22 protein-coding genes are annotated in these 20,877 nt (G+C 67.9%); 13 read left to right on the forward strand and 9 right to left on the reverse strand.

All coding sequences use genetic code 11. The features are described 5' to 3' along the window. A partial coding sequence (locus tag AAC997_RS00305; protein ID WP_340643699.1) for a peroxiredoxin occupies positions 1-560 on the reverse strand: 560 nt, incomplete at its 3' end. 73 nt (positions 561-633) lie between these two features. On the opposite strand from AAC997_RS00305, the gene AAC997_RS00310 reads away from it, so the two are divergent. Together AAC997_RS00310 and AAC997_RS00315 are read left to right on the forward strand one after the other, a co-directional pair. Further along, on the forward strand, positions 634-1,608 hold the full coding sequence (locus AAC997_RS00310) for a phosphoribosylaminoimidazolesuccinocarboxamide synthase (RefSeq protein WP_340643700.1): 975 nt from the start codon (positions 634-636) through the stop codon (positions 1,606-1,608). Between the two features lie 58 nt (positions 1,609-1,666). After that, positions 1,667-2,473 (forward strand): thioesterase family protein, encoded by an 807-nt coding sequence (locus AAC997_RS00315; protein WP_340643701.1) that lies wholly within the window; start codon positions 1,667-1,669, stop codon positions 2,471-2,473. Here AAC997_RS00315 and AAC997_RS00320 read toward each other — a convergent pair. The 4 genes from AAC997_RS00320 to AAC997_RS00335 all read right to left on the reverse strand — a co-directional run bounded on the left by AAC997_RS00320 (position 2,436) and on the right by AAC997_RS00335 (position 4,740). Then, positions 2,436-3,134, reverse strand: a complete 699-nt coding sequence (locus AAC997_RS00320) for a peptidylprolyl isomerase (protein WP_340643702.1) — start codon at positions 3,132-3,134, stop codon at positions 2,436-2,438. The genes AAC997_RS00315 and AAC997_RS00320 overlap by 38 nt on opposite strands. Then, on the reverse strand, positions 3,131-3,931 hold the full coding sequence (locus AAC997_RS00325; RefSeq protein ID WP_340643703.1) for an SDR family NAD(P)-dependent oxidoreductase: 801 nt from the start codon (positions 3,929-3,931) through the stop codon (positions 3,131-3,133). Before AAC997_RS00325 ends, AAC997_RS00320 begins: the two co-directional genes overlap by 4 nt. A 2-nt stretch (positions 3,932-3,933) precedes the next feature. Next, the gene (locus AAC997_RS00330; protein ID WP_340643704.1) at positions 3,934-4,503 is read right to left on the reverse strand and encodes a carboxymuconolactone decarboxylase family protein; all 570 of its coding nucleotides are present in this window, start codon (positions 4,501-4,503) and stop codon (positions 3,934-3,936) included. Positions 4,504-4,593: 90 nt separating this feature from the next. Then, positions 4,594-4,740, reverse strand: a complete 147-nt coding sequence (locus tag AAC997_RS00335) for a hypothetical protein (RefSeq protein WP_340643705.1) — start codon at positions 4,738-4,740, stop codon at positions 4,594-4,596. A 222-nt stretch (positions 4,741-4,962) separates the two neighbouring features. On the opposite strand from AAC997_RS00335, the gene AAC997_RS00340 reads away from it, so the two are divergent. The 4 genes from AAC997_RS00340 (at position 4,963) to AAC997_RS00355 (ending at position 7,552) form a co-directional block, all read left to right on the forward strand. Further along, on the forward strand, positions 4,963-5,172 hold the full coding sequence (locus AAC997_RS00340; protein ID WP_293496682.1) for a cold-shock protein: 210 nt from the start codon (positions 4,963-4,965) through the stop codon (positions 5,170-5,172). A 76-nt stretch (positions 5,173-5,248) separates the two neighbouring features. Further along, positions 5,249-5,506 (forward strand): hypothetical protein, encoded by a 258-nt coding sequence (locus tag AAC997_RS00345; protein WP_340643706.1) that lies wholly within the window; start codon positions 5,249-5,251, stop codon positions 5,504-5,506. Positions 5,507-5,629: 123 nt separating this feature from the next. Next, a complete protein-coding gene (locus tag AAC997_RS00350) occupies positions 5,630-5,953 on the forward strand; it encodes a hypothetical protein (protein ID WP_340643707.1) in 324 nt (107 codons plus the stop codon). A gap of 9 nt (positions 5,954-5,962) precedes the next feature. Continuing rightward, entirely contained in the window at positions 5,963-7,552 is a 1,590-nt protein-coding gene (locus AAC997_RS00355) for a methyl-accepting chemotaxis protein (RefSeq protein WP_340643708.1), read from the forward strand. A 2-nt stretch (positions 7,553-7,554) separates the two neighbouring features. Here AAC997_RS00355 and AAC997_RS00360 read toward each other — a convergent pair whose 3' ends face one another. Further along, a complete protein-coding gene (locus tag AAC997_RS00360) occupies positions 7,555-9,210 on the reverse strand; it encodes a M10 family metallopeptidase C-terminal domain-containing protein (protein WP_340643709.1) in 1,656 nt (551 codons plus the stop codon). A 224-nt stretch (positions 9,211-9,434) separates the two neighbouring features. Between AAC997_RS00360 and ligD the strand changes: the two genes are divergently transcribed. Continuing rightward, positions 9,435-12,077, forward strand: a complete 2,643-nt coding sequence (gene ligD / locus AAC997_RS00365) for a DNA ligase D (protein WP_340643710.1) — start codon at positions 9,435-9,437, stop codon at positions 12,075-12,077. Between the two features lie 121 nt (positions 12,078-12,198). Here the strand turns inward: ligD and AAC997_RS00370 are convergent, their stop codons facing one another. Genes AAC997_RS00370 through AAC997_RS00380 form a run of 3 tightly spaced genes read right to left on the reverse strand, consistent with a single transcriptional unit; the run spans position 12,199 to position 14,971 of the window. Continuing rightward, complete coding sequence (locus tag AAC997_RS00370; protein WP_340643711.1) at positions 12,199-13,053, reverse strand: Ku protein; 855 nt, start codon at positions 13,051-13,053, stop codon at positions 12,199-12,201. A 53-nt stretch (positions 13,054-13,106) separates the two neighbouring features. After that, positions 13,107-13,877: a dienelactone hydrolase family protein gene (locus AAC997_RS00375; RefSeq protein ID WP_340643712.1), complete on the reverse strand. Its 771-nt coding sequence runs from the start codon at positions 13,875-13,877 to the stop codon at positions 13,107-13,109. After that, entirely contained in the window at positions 13,874-14,971 is a 1,098-nt protein-coding gene (locus tag AAC997_RS00380; protein WP_340643713.1) for a zinc-binding dehydrogenase, read from the reverse strand. The genes AAC997_RS00375 and AAC997_RS00380 overlap by 4 nt, the downstream gene beginning before the upstream one ends. 158 nt (positions 14,972-15,129) lie before the next feature. On the opposite strand from AAC997_RS00380, the gene fabD reads away from it, so the two are divergent. The 6 genes from fabD to AAC997_RS00410 all read left to right on the forward strand — a co-directional run bounded on the left by fabD (position 15,130) and on the right by AAC997_RS00410 (position 20,839). Next, the gene (gene fabD, locus AAC997_RS00385; RefSeq protein WP_340643714.1) at positions 15,130-16,074 is read left to right on the forward strand and encodes an ACP S-malonyltransferase; all 945 of its coding nucleotides are present in this window, start codon (positions 15,130-15,132) and stop codon (positions 16,072-16,074) included. After that, on the forward strand, positions 16,074-16,814 hold the full coding sequence (fabG, locus tag AAC997_RS00390) for a 3-oxoacyl-[acyl-carrier-protein] reductase (RefSeq protein ID WP_340643715.1): 741 nt from the start codon (positions 16,074-16,076) through the stop codon (positions 16,812-16,814). Before fabD ends, fabG begins: the two co-directional genes overlap by 1 nt. 140 nt (positions 16,815-16,954) lie before the next feature. Then, positions 16,955-17,194: an acyl carrier protein gene (locus AAC997_RS00395; RefSeq protein WP_056019455.1), complete on the forward strand. Its 240-nt coding sequence runs from the start codon at positions 16,955-16,957 to the stop codon at positions 17,192-17,194. A 75-nt stretch (positions 17,195-17,269) separates the two neighbouring features. Continuing rightward, a complete protein-coding gene (gene fabF / locus AAC997_RS00400; protein ID WP_340643716.1) occupies positions 17,270-18,553 on the forward strand; it encodes a beta-ketoacyl-ACP synthase II in 1,284 nt (427 codons plus the stop codon). Beyond that, positions 18,550-19,656, forward strand: coding sequence for an endolytic transglycosylase MltG (mltG, locus tag AAC997_RS00405; protein ID WP_340643717.1), 1,107 nt, complete (start codon positions 18,550-18,552; stop codon positions 19,654-19,656). The genes fabF and mltG overlap by 4 nt, the downstream gene beginning before the upstream one ends. Before the next feature lie 298 nt (positions 19,657-19,954). Beyond that, entirely contained in the window at positions 19,955-20,839 is an 885-nt protein-coding gene (locus tag AAC997_RS00410; protein WP_340643718.1) for a YicC/YloC family endoribonuclease, read from the forward strand. Positions 20,840-20,877: the final 38 nt, after the last annotated feature.

The following is a 20,877-nucleotide window of genomic DNA, read 5'->3' on the forward strand; positions in this document are numbered from 1 at the left end:
TACTTCTTCTGCTTGGCCTTCCACGCCTTCAGCGCGCCGAGGGTCTGGCTGACGTGGTCGTCGGCCTTGAGGTTGTCGTAGGCCAGCAGCACCGTGCCGTCGGGCGCGATGACATAGGACGTGCGGGCCGAGAGGTCCACCGGGGCCTTGATGCCGGCCATCTTCATCGGCGAGTCGTAGGACTTGGCGATCTTGGCGCCCGGATCGGCGGCGACGGGGAACTTGCCGCCGCAGGTCGCGGTGTCGGCGGAGAATTCGGCGAGGCGTTCGACCTTGCCGGCGGTGATCCCGATCAGGGTCGCGCCCTGGGCCTTGAAGTCGTCGGCGGCCTCGGAGAACAGGTGGGCCTCAAGATTGCAGCCGCCGGTATAGGCCGAAGGGAAGAAGTACATCACCACCGGCCCCTTCTTGCGGGCCGCGGCCATGTCGAAGGTGAAGGGCTTGCCCGCCAGATAGGCCGGGGCTTTGAAGTCAGGCGCCTTGGAGCCCACGGCGAGGTCGGCGAGGGCGGGCGTGGCGGCGGCGGCGGCCAGGACGGCGAGCGCGATCAGGCGTTTCATTTTCGGGTGTTCCTTCAAGGTGCGATGATCATACGAACTGGACGGCGCTTTGTCTTCGCAGCATAGCGGAACGATGAAACCGACTCTGCCCGCGCGTCCCGACCAGGTGCTGGCCGACGCCAACCTTCCCGAGCTGCCCAACCACTACCGGGGCAAGGTGCGCGACACCTACGACCTGGGCGACGGCAGGATGGTGATCGTCTCCAGCGACCGGCTGTCGGCCTTCGACTCAATTCTGGCGGTGATCCCCTACAAGGGGCAGGTCCTGACCCAGACGGCGCGGTTCTGGTTCGACGCCACCGCCGACATCTGTCCCAACCACGTGCTGGCCTATCCCGACCCCAATGTGGTGGTGGGGACGCGGCTGGACATCCTGCCGGTGGAGATCGTGGTGCGCGGCTATCTGGCCGGGACGACGGGCACCTCCATCCTGACGCTCTACAAGAAGGGCCAGCGCGAGATGTACGGCCACAGGCTGCCCGATGGCCTGGCCGACAATCAGAAGCTGCCCACCCCGATCATCACGCCGACCTCCAAGGCCAATGACGGCGAGCACGACGCGCCGCTGACGCCGGCGCAGATCGTCGAGCAAGGGCTGCTGAGCGCGCTGCAATGGGAGGTGCTGAGCAAGTACGCGCTGGCCCTCTTCGCCCGCGGGCAGGAGATGGCCGCGTCACGTGGCCTGATCCTGGTGGACACCAAGTACGAGTTCGGCGTCGACACCAACGGCCAGATTATCCTGGCCGACGAGATCCACACCCCTGACTCCAGCCGCTACTGGTTCGCCAAGACCTATGCGGAGAGGTTTGAAAAGGGCGAGCGGCCCGACAGCTTCGACAAGGATTTCGTGCGCAGCTGGGTGGCGGCGCGCTGCGACCCCTATACCGATCCCATCCCGGAAATCCCGGCTGAGATGATCGACGAGACCGCCCGGGTCTATATCCAGGCCTTCGAGACCATCACGGGCCGCGCGTTCGAGGTCGAGACCGGCGATGAGCCGATCCTGGAGCGCATCCGCACGAACCTGGCGGTCTACACTCCGGCCTAGAAAAACTGGGAGAGGGTGGGCTCGCGTGGCCGGATGGAATCCGTCATGGTCCCGCTCCATGCAAAACGAACCTTTTTTCAAAAGGGACGGTCAATTTTACGTCCCGCAACCATCCTGCCGTGGCCCCTGGAATCCTCAGTCCCTGCACGGCCGCGTCATTGTCGGCCTGCTCGGTTTCGAGATCGAGGCCAAGCACGGCAGCCCTGATTTCACGCCGGCCCGCCTGACGGTGGACATGTACCGGCTGCCCGGCTTCGACCCGGTCGAGGTCAAGACCACGGTGGTCCGCGATGGCAACCGCATCCGGGTGGTGGACGCCGAGTTCATCTCCGGCGGGGTCAGCATGGCGCGCGCCTCGGTGCAGTTCCTCAAGCGCACCGAGAACTCGCCGGGCGAGTCCTGGCACAGGCCCGACTGGGACGCCCCCAAGCCCGCCGACCTCGAGCCCCCCACCGACGGGCGTCAGGGCATGGGCGGCATGTGGGCCATGCGGCCGATCACCGGCGGCTTTGGCCAGCCGGGACCGCGCAAGACCTGGATGAGCGAAGTCCGCGAGATGGTGGAGGGCACGCCCCTGACACCGTTCCAGCGGGTGTCCCTGGCGGCGGACTTCTCCAGTCCCTTCGCCAATTCCAGCACCGAGGGGCTGGGCTATATCAACTCCGACGTGACGGTCTATCTGCACCGGCTGCCGGCCACCGAGTGGATCGGGTTCGAGGTCGCCGACCATCACGCCACCGACGGCGTGGCGATCGGCGAATGCTGGCTCTACGACGAGCAGGGGCCGATCGGACAGGCCTCCTGCGCGGCGCTGGCCCAGCGCCGGCTCACCCCTGGGGCGCCTCCGGCGACGGCGAAGGCGTAGGCGGCGCGACGGGCGCGACCTCGACCGGCGGCGTCTCGACCTTCGGGACGGGCGCCGTCGTCCGCCGCGCGCTCAGGATCTTCACGGGGGGCTTGAGCATCTCGCCCTTCATGACGCCGACCCCCGCGTTGGGGTCGCGCGGCTTGACGAGGATCTTGCGGACCACGTCCATGCCCTCGACGACGTAGCCGAAGGCGGCGAAGCCCAGGTTGTCGCCCTTGGCCTTGGGGTTGGCGTCCAGATAGGTGTTGTCGCCCACGCAGATGAAGAAGTCCGAGGTGGCGCTGCCCGGCGCGAAGCGGCCCATGGAGATGGCGCCGTCGGTGTGGGACAGGCCGGTCCTGGTGGTGGGTTCGTGGCCGATGGGCTTCATCACCTTGGCCGGGTCGTTCTGCAGCCCGCCCTGGATGGAGCCGTAGTCGTCGGCGGTGTAGCCCTTGGGCCGCGAGGCCCGGTAGAAGGTCGCCCCGTCATAGCGCTTGGTGTCGGTGTAGCGCAGGAAGTTGGCGACGGTGACCGGGGCCTTGGCATGTTCCAGGGCCAGGACGATGGCGCCGACCGGCGTGGTGAGCTTCACATGGACCACGCCAGGCGCGGCCAGGGCTGGGGAGGCGACAAACGCCGTAGCCCCGGCCAGGAAGGTTCGGCGTTGCAGGATCATCCGATCCGGCTCCCCATGCCGCCGTCCACGGGCAGGATCGCTCCGGTGATGAAGCCCGCCTCGTCGGAGGCCAGGAAGAGCGCCGCATAGGCGGTGTCCCAGGCGTTGCCCATCTTGCCCCCCAACGGCACGCGGGCGTTGCGGGCGGCGCGGACCTGCTCCTGCTCCTGACCGCTAGCCTGGGCGATGCCGGCGACGGCCATGGGGGTGTCCATCAGGCCCGGCATGATGGCGTTGCAGCGCACGCCCTTGGCGGCGTTGGACTGGGCGACACTGGTGGTGAGGCGGTTCACGGCGGCCTTTGAGACCTCGTAGGCCACCTGGTTTCCACCGGCGATCCCGGCCAGGGAGGAGATGTTGACGATGGCCCCGCCGCCCTGCTCGCGCAGGGTGGGGATGGCGGCCTTGATGGTCAGCCACATGCCCTTGAGGTTGACCGAGAGGATGCGGTCGAAGGCTGCCTCCTCGACGCGGTGCGCCGGGCCGTCGCCGCCGCCGATGCCGACATTGTTGACCAGGATGTCGATGCGGCCGAGCCGGGCCTTGCCGGCTTCGATCATGGCGGCGACGTCGTCGGCCTTGGTGACGTTGGCGGTGAAGGCGGTAGCCTTGCCGCCTTCGGCCATGATCATGGCGGCGGTTTCCTCGGCGCGCTCGGCGACCCGGTCGACGCAGAGGATCTCAGCGCCTTCGCGGGCGAACAGAATCGACATGGCGCGGCCGTTGCCGATGGTCTCGCCCGGCGTCTGGCCGGCGCCGACGATGATGGCGGTCTTGCCCTTCAAGCGGTCCGCCATGCTCAGAATCCCTTCAGGTCGGGATCAAGGGTCTGGCCCTCGTCGAGCTGAACCCCAAAGGAGTTCAGGATCATCGAGACCTGGGTGTACTGGCCGGCGGTGAACACCACGTCCATGCACTGCTTGTCGCTGAAGTGGGCCTTCAGGGCGGCCCAGGTGGCGTTGGTGATGAACTGGTCGTGGTGCAGCTCATCGGAGGCCCGCAGAAGGGCCTGGTCGGCGGCGCTCCAGCCGGGGGCGTCGGCGCCGCCCTTGATGGCCTCGCACTCCTCGGCGGTCAGACCCTCGCGCTTGCCGATCGGCACATGCTGGGTCCACTCGTAGCCTGACTTGCAGAGGTAGCCGATGCGCAGGACCACGATCTCGCGCTCGCGGCCGGGCAGGTCATTGCGGCGCGACAGGACATAGTTGCCCCAGGCCAGGAAGCCCTTGGCCGCCTTGGGCGCGTTGACCATCGTGCGGAATATGTTGAGGACGCGACCCGTGGCCACCATCGGGGCCAGGACCTCGGTCTGGGCCTCATCAAGCTTGCCGAGATCGACCGGGGCGATCCGAGGTTGGGTCAGGCGCATGCAGGTTCCTCCGCAACGCCTTACGCGGCGTCATTGCGGGCATCTTACTTGAGCGCCCGCGCGGCCTGTCAAACGAATGTTCGGCCGCCGTTATCCGAACTCGCCGGAGCGGAGGACGAAGGGGATCATCTGCGCCAGCAGCAGGATGCCGAAGCCGATCAACAGAATCCGGCCAAACCACTTGCGGCGGCTGGCGGCCTTGAGTTCCTCGGGCGTGGGGTCGGGCTGGTCGGTCATGTGGCGCGGCCTATCACGCCCATGTCATCGCCCGCAACGGAGCTGTCGGCGGTTTGTCTGGTCTATGGTCGGGGAAAGGCGCATGATGTCGGCGTCGATCTCTGCCGCGCAACGCTCTTAAGCCCTCTCGCTCAGCGCGCGGAACTTTCGAAGCCGACCCTCTCAGACCTCGATGGCCCGCCGGGCTCTTCCGGCGAGCCTACGCATCTCTCGGAGGCTGTCATGGCGACCGGTACTGTCAAATGGTTCAATTCCACCAAGGGCTTCGGCTTCATCCAGCCGGCTGACGGCGGCAAGGACGTCTTCGTCCACATCTCCGCCGTCGAGCGTTCGGACCTCAACGGCCTGAACGAAGGCGACACGGTTTCCTACGAAATGGAGCGCGACCAGCGCTCCGGCAAGGAAAGCGCCGTCAATCTGAAGTCGGCCTAAGACGATAAGGGGCCGGCGCGATCCTCGCGCCGGCCCCGGTCTTTTTACGCGGCGTTCGCGCTGACGGGAGCTGCCCATGTCCATGGCCGATCTGATCCCCACGCTCGATGACGAAGGCCTCGCCAACCTGCGCGCTAACGCCCAGCGTCTCGAGAATTCCGACGTCGCCCGCCAGGCCGAGCAGGCCTCAGCCCTGCTGCCGCTGATCGACGCCGAACTGGCCGAGCGCTTGTCGCGCCTTCCTCCCAAGGCTCCGCCCAAATCCCGCGCCAAGAAGGTCGTGGTCGCCGCCGAGGCGGCTGACGACGACGATGACGACCAGGCTGACGACTAAGCTCACCCTGAGGTGGCGTAACCTGCCCTGACGCAACTCTGAGCATTTGATTTCGCTCGAAAAATCCGCCCGCCGGGTTTCATGGTTAAACGTTCCTAAATCCGCGCGGCCCCATGTGGAGGCATGCGCGCTGACTCGCCTTCCGACCGCCTACCGCTTTCCAGCCTGGTCTTCGCCGGCCTGATCGCCGTGGCCGGCGTCGGCGCGGCCACCCTGCTGGGCGCCCGGCCGTTGGACGCACGCGAGGCGGCCGGTGTCTTTCCGCCCTGGTGGGGCCGGGAGGCGGCCCTGGTGGCGGCTTCCGACGCCGGTTCAGTCCTGGCGGTCGGCACGTTACCGTTCATCGTCATCGTCCGCGTCGACCAGGGTGACGCCGCCGCGCGCCTGCGCCAGGCCGGCGCCCTGTTTTCCATTGATCCCGGGCGTGTCGCGCCCTGCAGCGTCTAGGAGCTCACCATGTTCCAATCCATCGAGGAACAGCGGAGGTTCGCCGATCGAATCATCGTCGGCGCGTTGTGGGTTCTGGCGGCCGTCACCCTGGTCGCGGCCCTGTTGATCAAGGCGCCGTGGCTTGGCTTCGGCCTGGCGTCAGCGGGGCTGGCCGGCGCGGTCACGGTTTTCTGGAAGCTGAACCCCGCCGGCGTGCGGATCGCGGCGTCCGCGGCGCTGATGGGCTCGGTTTCGCTGCTGGTGGCGGCCTTCGCAGGTCGCGCCTGGCAGATCGACATGCACATGGCCTATTTCGCGGCCCTGGCCGCGTTGATCGTCTATTGCGACTGGCGGGCCATAGCGGCGGGCGCCGTGGTGGTGGCGGTTCACCACCTGCTGCTGAGCTTCGTCCTGCCCGCCGCGGTCTTCCCCGGCGGCGGTGATCTGGGCCGCGTGGTGCTGCACGCCGTGATCCTGATCGCCGAGGCGGTGGTTCTGATGTGGGCGGCCTCCAACATTTCCTCGATGTTCGGTCGCTCCGCCGCATCGGTGGCCACGGCCGCCGCGGCGAAAGCTGAGGCTGAGACCGCCATGCGCGCAGCCGAAGGCGCTCGCGCCTCCGAGAACGCTGCGGCGCAGGACCGCGAAACCCTGCAGCGCACCGTGGAGACCGAAAGCACCCAGGTGGTGGACGGTCTGGCGCGGGGGCTGAAGCAGCTCTCCGACGGCGACCTGACCGCCCGCCTGCAACAGGCGTTCCCGCCCAAGTACGAAACCCTGCGCACCGACTTCAACGGCGCGGCGGAACGGCTTGAGCTCACCCTGGCCGGCATCGTGCAGTCGGCCCGGACCATTCGTAGCGGAGCCTCCGAGATCGCTTCGGCCGCCGACGATCTGTCACGCCGCACCGAGCAGCAGGCCGCCGGCCTGGAAGAGACCGCCGCGGCCCTCGACGAAATCACCGCCACGGTGCGTAAGACCGCCACCGGGGCCAAGGCAGCCTCCGACGTCGTCCTGGCGGCCCGCGGCGACGCCCAGACCAGCGGCGATGTCGTGCAACAGGCCGTCTCGGCCATGAGCGAGATCGAGAAGTCGGCTCAGGAGATCAGCCAGATCATCGGGGTCATCGACGAGATCGCTTTCCAGACAAATCTGCTGGCCCTGAACGCCGGGGTCGAAGCCGCGCGGGCCGGGGAGGCCGGTCGTGGCTTCGCGGTGGTGGCGTCCGAAGTCCGGGCCCTGGCCCAACGCTCCGCCGAGGCCGCCCGCGAGATCAAGGCCTTGATCAGCGCCTCAAGTCAGCAGGTGGGGTCAGGCGTCCATCTGGTCGGTCAGACGGGCGAGGCGCTGCAGCGGATTGTGGGTCGTGTCTCCGAGATCGACACCCTGGTGAGCGAGATCGCCGCCAGCGCCCAGGAACAGTCCATCGGACTGGCTCAGGTCAACACCGCCGTCAACGAGATGGATCAGGTGACTCAGCAGAACGCGGCCATGGTGGAGCAATCCACCGCCGCCAGCCACGGCCTGGCCAACGAGGCCCAGACCTTGGCGGAGTCCGCCGCGAAATTCCGTATCAGCACCGCGCCGGCGGAGAGGCCCGCCCGCCGAGCGGCCTAGGTTTACCCGGCGAAGATCCAGCCGCCGCTGAGGCTGCTGGATTGGACGCCCACCAGGACCATCTGGGCGCCGCCGGTCATGGAGATGACCGTGTCGGCGCCGACCTGGTCCACCGTGTAGATCGTGCCGATGTCGACCTGGACGCGATCACCATCGGCCAGGTTGAAGTCGATCACGCGGTCGAGGCCCGCCGCGCCCCAGGTGTGGAAAATGTCCGCCCCCGCGCCGCCGCTGATGGTGTCGTTTCCGAGATCGCCCGACATCCAGTCGTCGCCCGCGCCGCCGGAGATGCTGTCGTCGCCCTGGCCGCCGCGCACCCAGTCCCGGCCGTCGCCGCCGTCCTGGGTGTCGGCGCCCAGGTTGCCGTAGACCACGTCGTCCCCAGCGTCGCCGTAGAGGAGGTCGTTGGCTTGGCCGCCCACGACCCAGTCGGGACCCTCGCCGCCCCGCACCGTATCATTGCCCTGGTTGCCGTTGAGGTCGTCGAAACCCGCGCCACCGATCAGGCTGTCGTCACCGGAATCGCCCCGCAGGTAGTCGTCGCCCCCGCCGCCATCGACGGTGTCGTTGCCGGGGCCTGCGAAGATGTTGTTGGCGACGCTGTTGCCGTTGATCTGGTCAGACCCCGAGCCGCCGATGGCGTTCTCGATGACGGTTCCCACGGCCACGGCCACGTTGCCGGTCAGGCCGCCCACATTGGAGAAATAGCCAGCGCGAAGGTCGATGATCTGGTTCTGGCCGAAGCCGGAGAAGTCGAAGGTATCCTTGCCGCCAGCGTCCCAGACGGCGAACACCAACCGGCTGCCGCCCGAGGTCGCTTCGAACCAGGGCCGCGCGGCGTTGGAATTGAATCCGTAGGTGGTGTCGCCGGTCCGGGTGGTGGTGTTGGCGCCGTATTCGAGTTGGGCCGCGGCGATGTCGTCCAGCATGGGGGCCGCGGAATAGACCCCGCCGAACGCGCCGCCGGTGTTGCTCTCGCTGAAGTAGCTCATCACCGTGTACTGCCGGCTGTCCTCGGCATAGTCGGCGCTGGCGCTGTAGGTCGGCGAGGTGTCGTCCTTGGCGTCGTAGTCGCTGGGGTGGCCAAGCCCGATGGCGTGACCCAGTTCGTGGACCAGCACCGAGCCGCCGTAGTTTCCGATGGTAGGGTTCACGTTGTAGCCGGAACCGCTGTAGACCCAGACGTCGCCGGCCGACGATGAGAAGTCCGTACGGCCCGGATAGAAGCTGAAGGCTGACGCGCCCTCGACTCCGCTGGAATAGTTGGAGAACAGGATGCTGGCGGAATTGCTGTAGGCGCCCTCGCCGCCGGCGCCCGAGCCCACCCGCACGAAGGTGATATTGGCGACGTCCGACCACCCCTTCAGCACCATTTCGGTTGTGGTGATCTGGTTGGTGTTGAACCGGCTGAAGCCCGTGGCGTCCTCGGGCATTTTTGAGGGCGCATCCGCGCGGAAGGCGTAGGTGACGGTGAAGCCGACGCCCAGGGCGCTGGACCATCCGGGCTCGCCGCCCACCAGACGGTTTGCGGCCTCGGCCACCGTAAAGCTTTCCTTGCCGCCCGACGTGCCGCCACGGGCGTCGGCGTTCTGGAACGCCTGGGGCGAGTTGCTCGCGTCGATCGTGAAGGCGAGGGGGGCGGTCGGATCGCCGGACATGGTCAAAGCCATTGAGTGGTCACCACACTACAAGCTCCCCAGCTTTCAATACCCGTACGGGGCGACCTGCGTTCGCGCAACCGAGAACGCGAAACGCGACGTTTTCTCGCAGGTTTCAAAGGCTTAGCCGTAGGCTCTTGTTATCTGCCGTTCATCTTCGCGTCCCGCTGGATCGAGTATCAGCGCCAATCGTTTCGGCAGTTCTAACCGGACTGGAGGCGGCCGTGGCCACGTCGAAACTTGCTCGCTATCAGCAGATGCGGGACTTCGGACAGACGGTGGAACCGTCGGGCCGTGACGCCAAGGTGGTGGCCTCCGACCGCCTGCGCTTTGTCATCCAGAAGCATGCCGCCACCCGCTTGCACTTCGACCTGCGTCTTGAACACGACGGGGTTTTCAAGTCCTGGGCGGTGACGCGAGGCCCGTCACTGGATCCGGCGGACAAGCGTTTGGCGGTGGAGGTCGAGGACCACCCGTTGGACTACGGCGACTTCGAGGGGACCATACCCAAGGGCCAGTATGGCGGCGGCACGGTGCAGCTGTGGGACCGGGGCTACTGGGCGCCGGAACCCGGGATGGAGGATGTCGATAAGGCGCTGAAGAAGGGCGAATTGAAGTTCGTCATGGAGGGCGGTCGGCTCCACGGCTCCTGGGTGCTGGTGCGTCTGCGCGACGACGCCAAGGGAAAACGCCACAACTGGCTGCTGATCAAACATCGCGACCAGGCGGCGGTGGAAGGCGAGGACGGCGCCTTGGCCGCCGAGGACCGCTCGATCGCCTCGGACCGCAGCATGGCCCAGATCGCGGCGGGAGAGGGCAGGGCCGCGCCGCCGTTCATGACCGCGTCCAAGACCGCCGCTGACGCGGTCTGGCGAACCCGCCAGAACGCAAACTCCACGGCGGCGGCGTCGCCGAAGGTGGCGAAGACCGCCGCCAGGTCGATAGAGGCCAGGCATGTCGCGACCCTGCCGGCCTTTGTTGAGCCGCAGCTCTGCAAGTCTTTGGAAAAGCCGCCACGGGGGGCGGGCTGGGCGCACGAGATCAAGTTTGACGGCTACCGGATGCAGCTGCGCACCGTGGGTGGCAGGGCGACGCTGAAGACCCGCAAGGGGCTGGACTGGTCCGCCAAGTTCGCGGCGATCACCAAGGCCGGGACGCACCTGCCCGACAGCATCGTCGATGGCGAGTTGGTGGCGCTGGATCACACCGGCGCACCGGATTTCGCGGCGCTGCAGGCGGCGATCTCGGAAAGGAAGACCGACGACCTGATCTTCTTCGCCTTCGATCTGTTGTTCGCGGGCGGCGAGGATCTGCGGGCCTTGCCGCTATCGGCGCGCAAGGATCGCTTGAAGGCCATGCTCGCCAAGGCGCCGGCCCATATCCGCTATGTCGACCACTTCATCACCGCCGGCGACGCGGTGCTGCAGTCGGCCTGCCGCCTGGACCTGGAGGGGATCATCTCCAAGCGGATCGACGCCCCCTATCGCTCGGGCCGCAGCGACACCTGGGCCAAGTCCAAGTGCCGCCAAGGCCACGAGGTGGTGATCGGAGGCTGGACGACGACGGGCGACGCCTTCCGCTCGCTGATCGCGGGCATCTATCGTGACGGCGATCTGATCCACGTGGGCCGGATCGGCACCGGTTTCGGCCGCGACAAGGTCGACAAGCTGCTGCCCAAGCTGAAGGCCCTGGAGAGCGACAAGAGTCCCTTCACCGGCCAGGGCGCGCCGAGGAAGGCTCCCGGCGTCCACTGGGTGAAGCCCGAATTGGTGGCCGAGATCGAGTATGCCGGCTTCACCGGCGACGGCTCGATCCGTCAGGCCGCCTTCAAGGGCCTGCGCGCCGACAAGCCGGCCCGGGAGGTGGAGACCGAGGTCCCCGAGCCGGTCGAGACCGCCGAACTGGCCGAACCGACGCCGAAAGCCGTGGTCCGCAACACCGTCGCTTCCACGGCGGTGACTCCCAGGAGCTCGGCAGTTGTGATGGGCGTCACAATTTCCAGCGCCGGCAAGGCGCTTTGGCCCGACGCCGATGACGACAAGCCCGTCACCAAGTTCGATCTCGCCACCTATTATTCGCATGTGGCCGACGCGATCCTGCCGCACATCAAGGGGCGGCCTTGCTCGATCATCCGCATGCCCGACGGCGTCACCGGCGGAGAGACCTTCTTCCAACGCCACGCCTCGCGAGGCTCATCGTCGCTGTTCACCGAGGTCGAGGTGACGGGCGACCACAAGCCCTATCTGCAGATCGACCGGGCCGAGGCCCTGGTCGCAGCGGCGCAGATCGGGGCGGTGGAGCTGCACCCGTGGAACTGCGCGCCGTTCAAGCCCGAGGTTCCGGGGCGGCTGGTCTTCGATCTGGATCCTGCGCCGGACGTCGACTTCGACGCGGTGATCGAGGCCGCCCGCGAGGTGCGTGACCGGCTCGAGGCGCTGGGACTGGTGAGCTTCTGCAAGACCACGGGCGGCAAGGGCCTCCACGTCGTCACGCCCCTGAAGGCCGGGAAGGTCGATTGGCCCACGGCCAAGGCCTTCGCCCGTGACGTCTGCAAGGCCATGGCGCTCGACGCGCCCGACAAGTTCCTGATCACCATGGCCAAGAAGGACCGGGGTGGCCGGATTTTCCTCGACTATCTGCGCAACGATCGCACAGCGACGGCGGTGGCGCCGTTCTCCCCGCGGGGCCGGTCGGGCGCGCCGGTGTCGATGCCCCTGACCTGGGGTCAGGTGAGGAAGGGGCTCGATCCAGCCAGATACACTATCCGCACCGTGCCAAGCCTGCTCAAGAAGCTGACCGCCTGGGAGGACTATTTAGACTCCGAGCGGCCCTTGGCGCCGGCGATCAAGCGGCTGGGGAAGGTATGACCGCCAACCGCTCCTCCCGGCGATGGCCGAGACCCAGGTCGCAGGTCACAGCCTGCGCCAAGAATCCGGAATGTGGTGGATGTATCTGGGTCCGGGCCTTCGCCGGGATGTGCGGAGAAATCTAAGCCCTCTTCTTCGCAGGCGTGTGTTTGGCGGGCGTTTTCTTGGCGGGCGCCTTCGCCGCCTTCGCCGGCGCCTTCTTGTCCCCGGCCAGGCTGCGGCGCAGGGCGTCCATCAGGTCGATGACCTCAGCGCCCTGGGGCTCCTCGACAGTGACCTTGCGGCCGGCGCCCTTCTCCTTTTCCTTGATCAGGGCGCGCAGGGCTTCCTCGTAGTGGTCCTTGAACTCGGAGGCGTCGAAGTCACCTTCCTGCTGCTCGATGATCTTGGCGGCGATCTCGATCATGTTCTTGTCGGCCTTCACCGACGGGATGTCGTCGAAGAAGGCCTCGGGCTTCTTGACCTCGTCGAACGCGCGCAGGGTGTAGGCCACCAGGCCCTTGCCGCGCGGCTCCATGGCCAGCATCCGCTCGCGCTGGTGCATGACCAGGCGGCCCAGCGCGATCTTGCCCGCCTTCTCCATGGCCTCGCGGATCACGGTGAAGGCCTCCACGGCCACCTTGCCGTCCGGGACCAGGAAATAGGGGTCGTTCCAATAGAGGCGGTCGATCTCCTCGGCGTCGACGAACTTGTCGATGTCGATGGTCCGGGTGCTCTCCAGCCGGACGCTCTCGATCTCCTCGGGCGTGACCACGACATAGTGGTCCTTCTCGATCTCGTAGCCCTTGACGATATCGGCGCGGTCCACCGGCCCGGTCTCCGGGTCGGTGGGGATCATCCGGATGCGGTTGTGGGTGGTCTTGTGCAGCATGTTGAAGGAGACGTCGCCTGTGCGGCTGGTCGCCGTGTACAGAGCCACGGGGCAGGAGACGAGCGAGAGGCGCAGGTGCCCCTGCCAGGTTGGACGCGCCGCCATGAGACCTCCACGATGTTCGAGTCCGTGAACGCGTCAGGCGGCGCTTGCGTTGCCTAGAGCGTGGACGTGAGGAAGCCCACCACCTCGTTCCGCGCCGCCTCCGCCGCCGGCCGGTTGAATTCCATCAGCACCGGCCCACCCGCGCCGTTGTGGGCGAAGGGGTCATTGATGGTCTGGGCGGGCAGATCCCGGTCGAAACCGTGACCCGCGCCGGCATAGGTGATGTTGCGGACCTCGGCCGTGCCCTGGGCCGCGAGGGCGGCAGCCAGCTTGGCCCCGGCGTCCGGGTGGTCATAGGTGTCGATGTCGCCGGTCTGGATCAGGATCGGCGCGCCCGTTAGGCCGGTCAGCGCCATGCGCGGATCGGCGGCATAGGCGTAGCAGACCGGATAGTGGGCGACGTGGGCGGCGAAGCCCGGGAGGTCGCCGCGAAGGGGATCGGCGCGGTCCTTGGTGGCGCTCAGCAGGCTGACCACCCCGCCCCACGAGAAGCCCAGGATGCCAAGGCGGGCCGGGTCGATCTCCGGCTGCTCGCCCAGGAACTTCAGAGCGGCGAAGGCGTCCGGCAGGGTCTCCATCGGCGAGCGTGGCCGCCCTGCGGCGCCGCGCGAGGTGCTCCGCGCCGCCCACATGTCGATCTCCAGGGTGGCGAGACCGGCCTCGTTGAGGGCGCCGGCATAGTACTCGCCCCGCCCATCGACGCCGTCGGACCCGTGGCAGATCAGGACCGCGCCGACCACAGGGCCAGGCTCACGCGGGGTCCGCAGCAGACCGGCGACATTGAGGCCCGCTGAGGTGGGGAAGCTGGCAAAGGAGGTTCTCAACGGCCGGGCTCCACCAGGATCTTCACGTGGGACTCCGGGTCGCCGAGGGTGACGAAGGCCTGGGCCACCTCCGAGAGGCCGACCTTGCCGGTGACCACGCCGCTGACATCGATCACCCCCTCGGAGATCTGGTGCAGGGTGTGGGCGAACTCCTCGGGCGAATAGCCGAACACGAAGGTCAGCTCGATCTCCTTGGTGATGGCGATGGCCGGCTCGATATTGTCGGTCTCCATGCAGACGCCGGCGACGACGATCTGGCTGCCGGCGGGCGAGGCCTCGATCAGGTGCTGCAGGATGCCGGGCGAGCCGACGCATTCGAAGACCACCGGCTGGCCGAAGGTCTTGCCCATCATCCGGGCCATGTTCTGGGCGGCGCGGGCGGTGGGGACGCCAAAGGCCTCCCAACGGGCGTGGGGGCTCTCGGCGGCCGGGTCGATCACCAGGTCGGCGCCCAGCATTTCGGCGGCGGCGCGGCGGCGCGGGGAGTAGTCAGCGGCGATGACCGGGCCGTGGCCCTTGGCCTTCAGCCCTGCGATCACCGCTAGGCCCACGGGCCCGCAGCCGATCACCAGGCTGACACTGTCCCTGTCCAGGCGGGCCTTGGCCACGGCGTGGGCGCCTACGGCGAAGGGCTCGGTGAGCGCGGCCTGGTCGGTGGGCAGGCCGTTCTTGACCTCCAGCAACATCATTTCCGACAGGATCATCCGCTCGGCGAAACCGCCCGGCAGGTTGTTCGAATAGCCGAGAAGTTCGACCCCGGTCCCGGTGATGGTGGCCGGCACGCTGACCACGCGGGTCCCGGGCTTCAGCAGGCCGGTGGTTCCGGGGCCGTGTTCCAGGATCTCGGCGCAGAACTCGTGGCCGAAGACGGTGTCGGCGGTGGGGTCGAAGCCGCCGCCCATGGCCCCGCCATCCCCTCCGCCGCTGGCGCGGCGCGAGGTCTCGATCATGTGTTCCATGTGATGCAGGGCGTGGAGGTCCGACCCGCAGATGCCGCAGGCCAGGGTCTTGACGAGGACCTGGCCCGCGCCGGGCGTCAGCTCTTCGATCTCATCGCAGACCAGTTGCTTGTTGCGGCGGATGACGGCGCGCATGGCGTTCCCTCCCAGGGTTTGGGACAGCTTGAGGGGGGAGCGGGACGATTTCCAGCCTGTCGTCGCGGAATGCGGCCCGCCTTGCCCGCCGGGGCGCAATCCCCTAACCCTCCGCCCTTGAATCAAGTGGCGCCTACGCGCGTCGAAGGGAGCCCCAGATGAGCCTCGCCTTTCTCTTCCCCGGCCAGGGCAGCCAGGCCGTGGGCATGGGCGCCGACCTCGCCGAAGCCTTCGCCAGCGCCCGCGAAGTGTTCCAGGAGGTCGACGACGCCCTGGGCCAGAAGCTTTTCAAGCTGATGAAGGAGGGGCCGGAGGACCAGCTCACCCTTACCGAGAACGCCCAGCCGGCCCTGATGGCCGTGAGCCTGGCGGTGAGCCGGACGCTGGAGCAGGAGTTCAAGATCGGCATCGACAAGGCCGCCTTCGTGGCCGGTCACTCGCTGGGTGAGTACTCGGCCCTGGCCGCCGCCGGCGCCATCAGCCTGGCCGACACGGCGCGCCTGCTGAAGCTGCGCGGCCAGGCCATGCAGCGGGCCGTGCCGGTGGGCGAGGGGGCCATGGCCTCCCTGATCGGCCCCAAAAGCGACGTGGCCCTGGCCGAGGAAGCCGCCAAGGCCGGCTCGGCCTTCGGGGTCTGCGTCGTGGCCAACGACAACAACAACGGCAATGTGGTGATCTCTGGGGCCAAGGCCGCCGTCGACGCCGCCATCGAGAAGGCCAAGGAGCTGGGCGCGCGGGCCATCCCGCTGAACGTCTCGGCGCCCTTCCACTGCCCGCTGATGCAGCCCGCCGCCGACGAGATGGCGCGCGCCCTGGGCGCGGCGACCATCCTGGCGCCCCGCGCGCCTCTGGTAGCCAACATCACCGCCCGTCCGACCCTGGATCCCGAAGAGATCCGCCGCCTGCTGGTGGAGCAGGTCACCGGCCGGGTCCGATGGCGCGAAAGCATGCTCTGGCTGGTGGAAGAGGGCGGCGTGACCCGCTTCGCCGAGGCCGGTTCAGGCAAGGTCCTGTCGGGCATGGCCAAGCGCATCGCGCCCGACGCTGAGGCCACGCCGCTGAATACGCCTGCCGACCTTGAAGCCTTCGCGAGCAGCCTCTGATGTTCGATCTCACTGGAAAGACCGCCCTGGTCACCGGCGCCACCGGCGGCATCGGCGCCCATATCGCGCGGTCCCTGCACGCCCAGGGCGCCCATGTGGTGCTGTCGGGAACCCGGGAGGCCGTGCTGGCCGAACTGGCTGGAGAGTTGGGGGCGCGGACCTCCATCGCCCCGGCCAACCTGGCCGACGCCGAATCGGTCGATGGCCTGATCGCCAAGGCCGAGGAGGCCGCGGGCAGCCCGCTGGACATCCTGGTGGCCAACGCCGGCATCACCAAGGACGGCCTGCTGATGCGCATGAAGGACGAGGACTGGGAGTCCGTCCTGAAGGTGAACCTGGAGAGCTATTTCCGGCTCAGCCGCGCGGCGATGCGCGGGATGATGAAGCGGCGGGCGGGCCGGATCATTGGCATCACCTCGGTGGTGGGGGTGATGGGTAACCCCGGCCAGGCCAATTACGCGGCCTCCAAGGCCGGCATGATCGGGTTCTCCAAGGCCCTGGCCCAGGAAGTCGCCACCCGCGGCATCACGGTCAATTGCGTGGCGCCGGGCTTCATCGAGAGCCCCATGACGGACGCCCTGAACGAGGCGCAGAAGGCTCAGATCCTGGCGACCATTCCGGCGGGACGCCTGGGCCTGGGGAACGATGTGGCCGCGGCTTGCGTCTATCTGGCCAGCGATGAAGCCGCTTACATGACGGGGCAGACCCTGCATGTGAACGGCGGCATGGCGATGATCTGAACTGTTGGCCTAGGCTGACCAACCATGCTACGGCCACGCCCGAAGCGGTTGGGCCAAGGCCGAAATCGAAGCTCCGTAACGGTTGACAACATGTCGGCGGTCACGGATGGATCAAGTGACTAATTGAGGAACTAAACCTGATGTCCGACATCCTCGAGCGCGTGCGTAAGATCGTCATCGAACACCTCGACGCCGATCCGGAGAAGGTCACCGAGAAGGCGAGCTTCATCGACGATCTGGGCGCTGACAGCCTCGACAACGTCGAACTGGTGATGGCCTTCGAAGAAGAATTCGATATCGAGATCCCCGACGACGCGGCGGAGCATATCCAGACCGTTGGCGACGCGGTGAAGTTCATCGGAGAACGTCTGGGCGCCTAAGGCCCAGAGTTCGTTCAAGATTTGACCGCCGCGATGCTCATATGAGCCGCGGCGGTCTGCGTTTTGGAGCACCCCATGCGTCGAGTCGTGGTCACTGGCATCGGTCTGCTGACCCCCTTGGGGCAGGGGACCGAGCATTCCTGGCAAGCGCTGCTGGCGGGTAAGTCGGGAGCGGGTCGGGTCACGACCTTCGATCCCGCCGACTATGGCTGTCAGGTGGCCTTCGAGGTGCCGCGCGTTGACGGGCGTGGCGGTGGTGGTCCCGACGTGGCGGGCTCCTTCGACCCCGACCAGACCATGAGCACCCGCGACCAGCGCCGGGTCGACGACTTCATCCTCTACGCCATGGCTGCGGCCGACGAGGCGGTGAAGGATTCCGGCTGGGTTCCGGAGACCGAGGAAGACAAGCAGCGCACCGGGGTCATCATCGGCTCGGGGATCGGCGGTCTCGCCACCATCGAGAAGAACGCCATCGAGCTGCACGAGAAGGGTCCGCGCCGCATCGGCCCGTTCTTCATCCCCTCGGCCCTGATCAACCTGGCCTCGGGCCAGGTCTCCATCCGCTACGGATTCAAGGGCCCCAACCACTCGGTGGTGACGGCCTGCGCCACCGGCGCCCACGCCATCGGCGACGGCGCCCGGCTGATCAAGTACGGCGACGCCGACATCATGATCGCCGGCGGCGCAGAGGCGGCGATCTGCCCGGTGGGCATGGCCGGCTTCATCGCCGCGCGCGCCATGTCGACCAATTTCAACGACACCCCCGAAAAGGCCAGCCGCCCCTACGACAAGGACCGCGACGGCTTCGTCATGGGCGAGGGCGCCGGTGTGGTGGTCCTCGAGGAATACGAGCACGCCAAGGCGCGCGGCGCGAAGATCTATGCCGAGGTCGTGGGCTACGGCCTGGCGGGCGACGCCTTCCACATCACCTCCCCGGCCGAGGACGGCGACGGCGGCTTCCGCGCCATGACCATGGCCATCAAGGACGCCGGGATCACCCCGGCCGACATCGACTATGTGAACGCCCACGGCACCTCGACCCCAATGGGGGACGAGATCGAGCTCTCCGCCGTCACGCGGCTGATGGGCGACCACGCCAAGGACATCTCGATGTCCTCCACCAAGTCGGCCACCGGCCACCTGCTGGGGGCGGCCGGCGCCATCGAGGCGGCCTTCGCCTGCCTGGCGATCCGCGACCAGATCGCGCCGCCGACCCTGAACCTGGACAATCCGTCCGTGGAAACGGTCATTGACCTGATCCCGCACAAGGCGAAACCGATGGCGATCGAGTACGCCCTGTCCAACAGCTTCGGCTTTGGCGGCACCAACGCCTCGGTCGTGTTCAAGAAGGTCACGTGAGCAAGAGGCCCCGAACGCCCAAACGCAACGGCGGCCTCTCCCCCATGCGCAGGCTCATGATCATGCTGCTGAGCGCCGCGGCCACCCTGGCCGTGGCCGCGATGCTGGTGGCGGTGTGGGTGGCCTGGTCGTTCCAGGGACCCGGCCCCACGGCCAAGAGCGGCGACATGACCACGGTGATGCTGCGCCAGGGCTCCAGCCTGCCCGAAATCGCCGCGACCCTGTCCCATGAGGGCGTGATCCGCTCGGCCCCGATCTTCGTGGCCGCCGCCCAGATCACCGGCGCCGCGCGGCGGTTGAAGGCCGGCGAGTACGAGTTCGCCAGCCGCGCCTCGATGGCCAGCGTGCTGGCCGACGTCCGCGACGGCAAGATCATCCGCCACCAGATCACCATCCCAGAAGGCCGCACCAGCGAGATGGTGGTGGAGGCCCTGGCCGCCAAGGCCGACCTGACCGGGGTGGCCGCCGCCCCGCCCGAGGGCTCGATCCTGCCCGAGACCTATCAGTATGAGCGCGGCGAGGACCGTTCGGCCGTGCTGCGCCGGATGATGGACGCCCGCGACGAGCTGATCGCGTCCCTCTGGTCCAAGCGCCAGCCGGACCTGCCCTTCACCACCCCGGAGGAGGCCATCACCCTGGCGTCCATCGTCGAGAAGGAGACCGGCAAGGCCAGCGAACGGCCCCGGGTGGCCGCGGTGTTCATCAACCGCCTGCGCCAGGGCATGCGCCTGCAGAGCGACCCGACCATCATCTACGGCATCACCCAGGGCCGGCCCCTGGGGCGTGGCATCCGCGCCTCGGAGCTGGCGGCGGAGACGCCTTACAACACCTACGCCATCAACGGTCTGCCGCCGACGCCGATCGCCAATCCGGGCCGGGCGGCCATCGCCGCGGTGCTGGACCCGCCCAAGACCACGGAGCTCTATTTCGTGGCCGACGGCACGGGGGGGCACGTCTTCGCCTCGAGCCTCGCCGAGCACAACGCCAACGTCGCCAAGTGGCGCGCCATCGAACGCAACGGGGGCAAGGCGCCCGTCAGCGAGGGCCCCGGCCTGGCCGGCGCCGCCCCGGTGGACGCGCCCGATGTGACGGTGGAGGAATGAGCCAGATTCCTTCTCCCCTTGCGGGAGAAGGTGGCCCTGCAGCGCAGGGTCGGATGAGGGGTCGCGCCGACCTGTCCAGTTGTCGTCATCCCGGCTCTGCGGCCCTGGCGGCCCTTGGCCGGGATGACGTGAGTTCTTGCTCCGAGGGGAGCGCGACCCCTCATCCGTCGGGCCTTCGCCCGACACCGTCGAGGGCGAGCCGGGCTACTCAAGCCCGGCTATGCATTTCGCCAACGATTTGGCGAAATGCCGCTCTCGACCCCGCAAGGGGAGAAGGACGAAAGTTGGGAGCTCTCTGATGCCCCTGTCCGGCATGACAGGTTTTGGCCGCGCCGAGGGCGCGCAGGGCGACTGGAGCTGGTCGGTGGAGGCGCGCTCGGTCAATGGGCGCAACCTGGAGATCCGCTATCGCGGGGTTCCGGGCTTCGACGCCCTGGACCGGGTCGCCCGCGAGGCGGCGCAGGCCCGCTTCCAGCGGGGCAATGTCACCATCGGGGTCACCGGCAAGCGCACGGACTCCGACGGCAAGGTCAGCATCAATCTGGAACAGGTGGAGCGCTATCTGGCGGCCGGGGCGCTGCTGGTGGCCGAGGGCAGGGCGACGCCGCCGTCCCTGGACGGACTGCTGGGCTTGCGCGGTGTGATCGAGGCCGGTGAGGCGGTCGAAGACCCCGAGGCCGTGGCCGCCGTCGAAGCCGCCATGGCCGTCAGCCTGAACGCGGCGCTGGACGCCCTGCTGGCCAACCGGCGGGAGGAGGGCGCGGCGCTCGCCGTCGTGCTGACCGGACAGATCGACCGGGTGGCGAGCCTGGTCAGCCAGGCCGAGACCGAGGCCGCTGGGCAGGCCGCCGCCATCAAGGAACGCTTCGAGCGCCGGATGAACGAACTGGCCCCCGACACGCCGGGCCTGGCCGAGCGCATCGTGGTGGAGGCCGCGGCCCTGGCCGTGAAGGCCGATGTCCGCGAGGAGCTGGACCGGCTGTCGGGCCACGTGGACGCCGCCCGCGCGCTGATGGCGGGCGAGGGCCCGGCCGGACGGCGGCTGGACTTCCTGACCCAGGAATTCATGCGCGAGGCCAATACTCTGTGCTCGAAATCGGCCCTGCCCGGCTTGACGACCGTGGGCCTGGACCTGAAAGCCACCATCGAGCAGTTCCGCGAACAGGTGCAGAATGTGGAATGACTCCAAAGCCCTCTCCCTCGATGGGGGAGGGTTGGGTG

Source organism: Phenylobacterium sp., assembly GCF_037968635.1.
GTDB lineage: Bacteria > Pseudomonadota > Alphaproteobacteria > Caulobacterales > Caulobacteraceae > Phenylobacterium.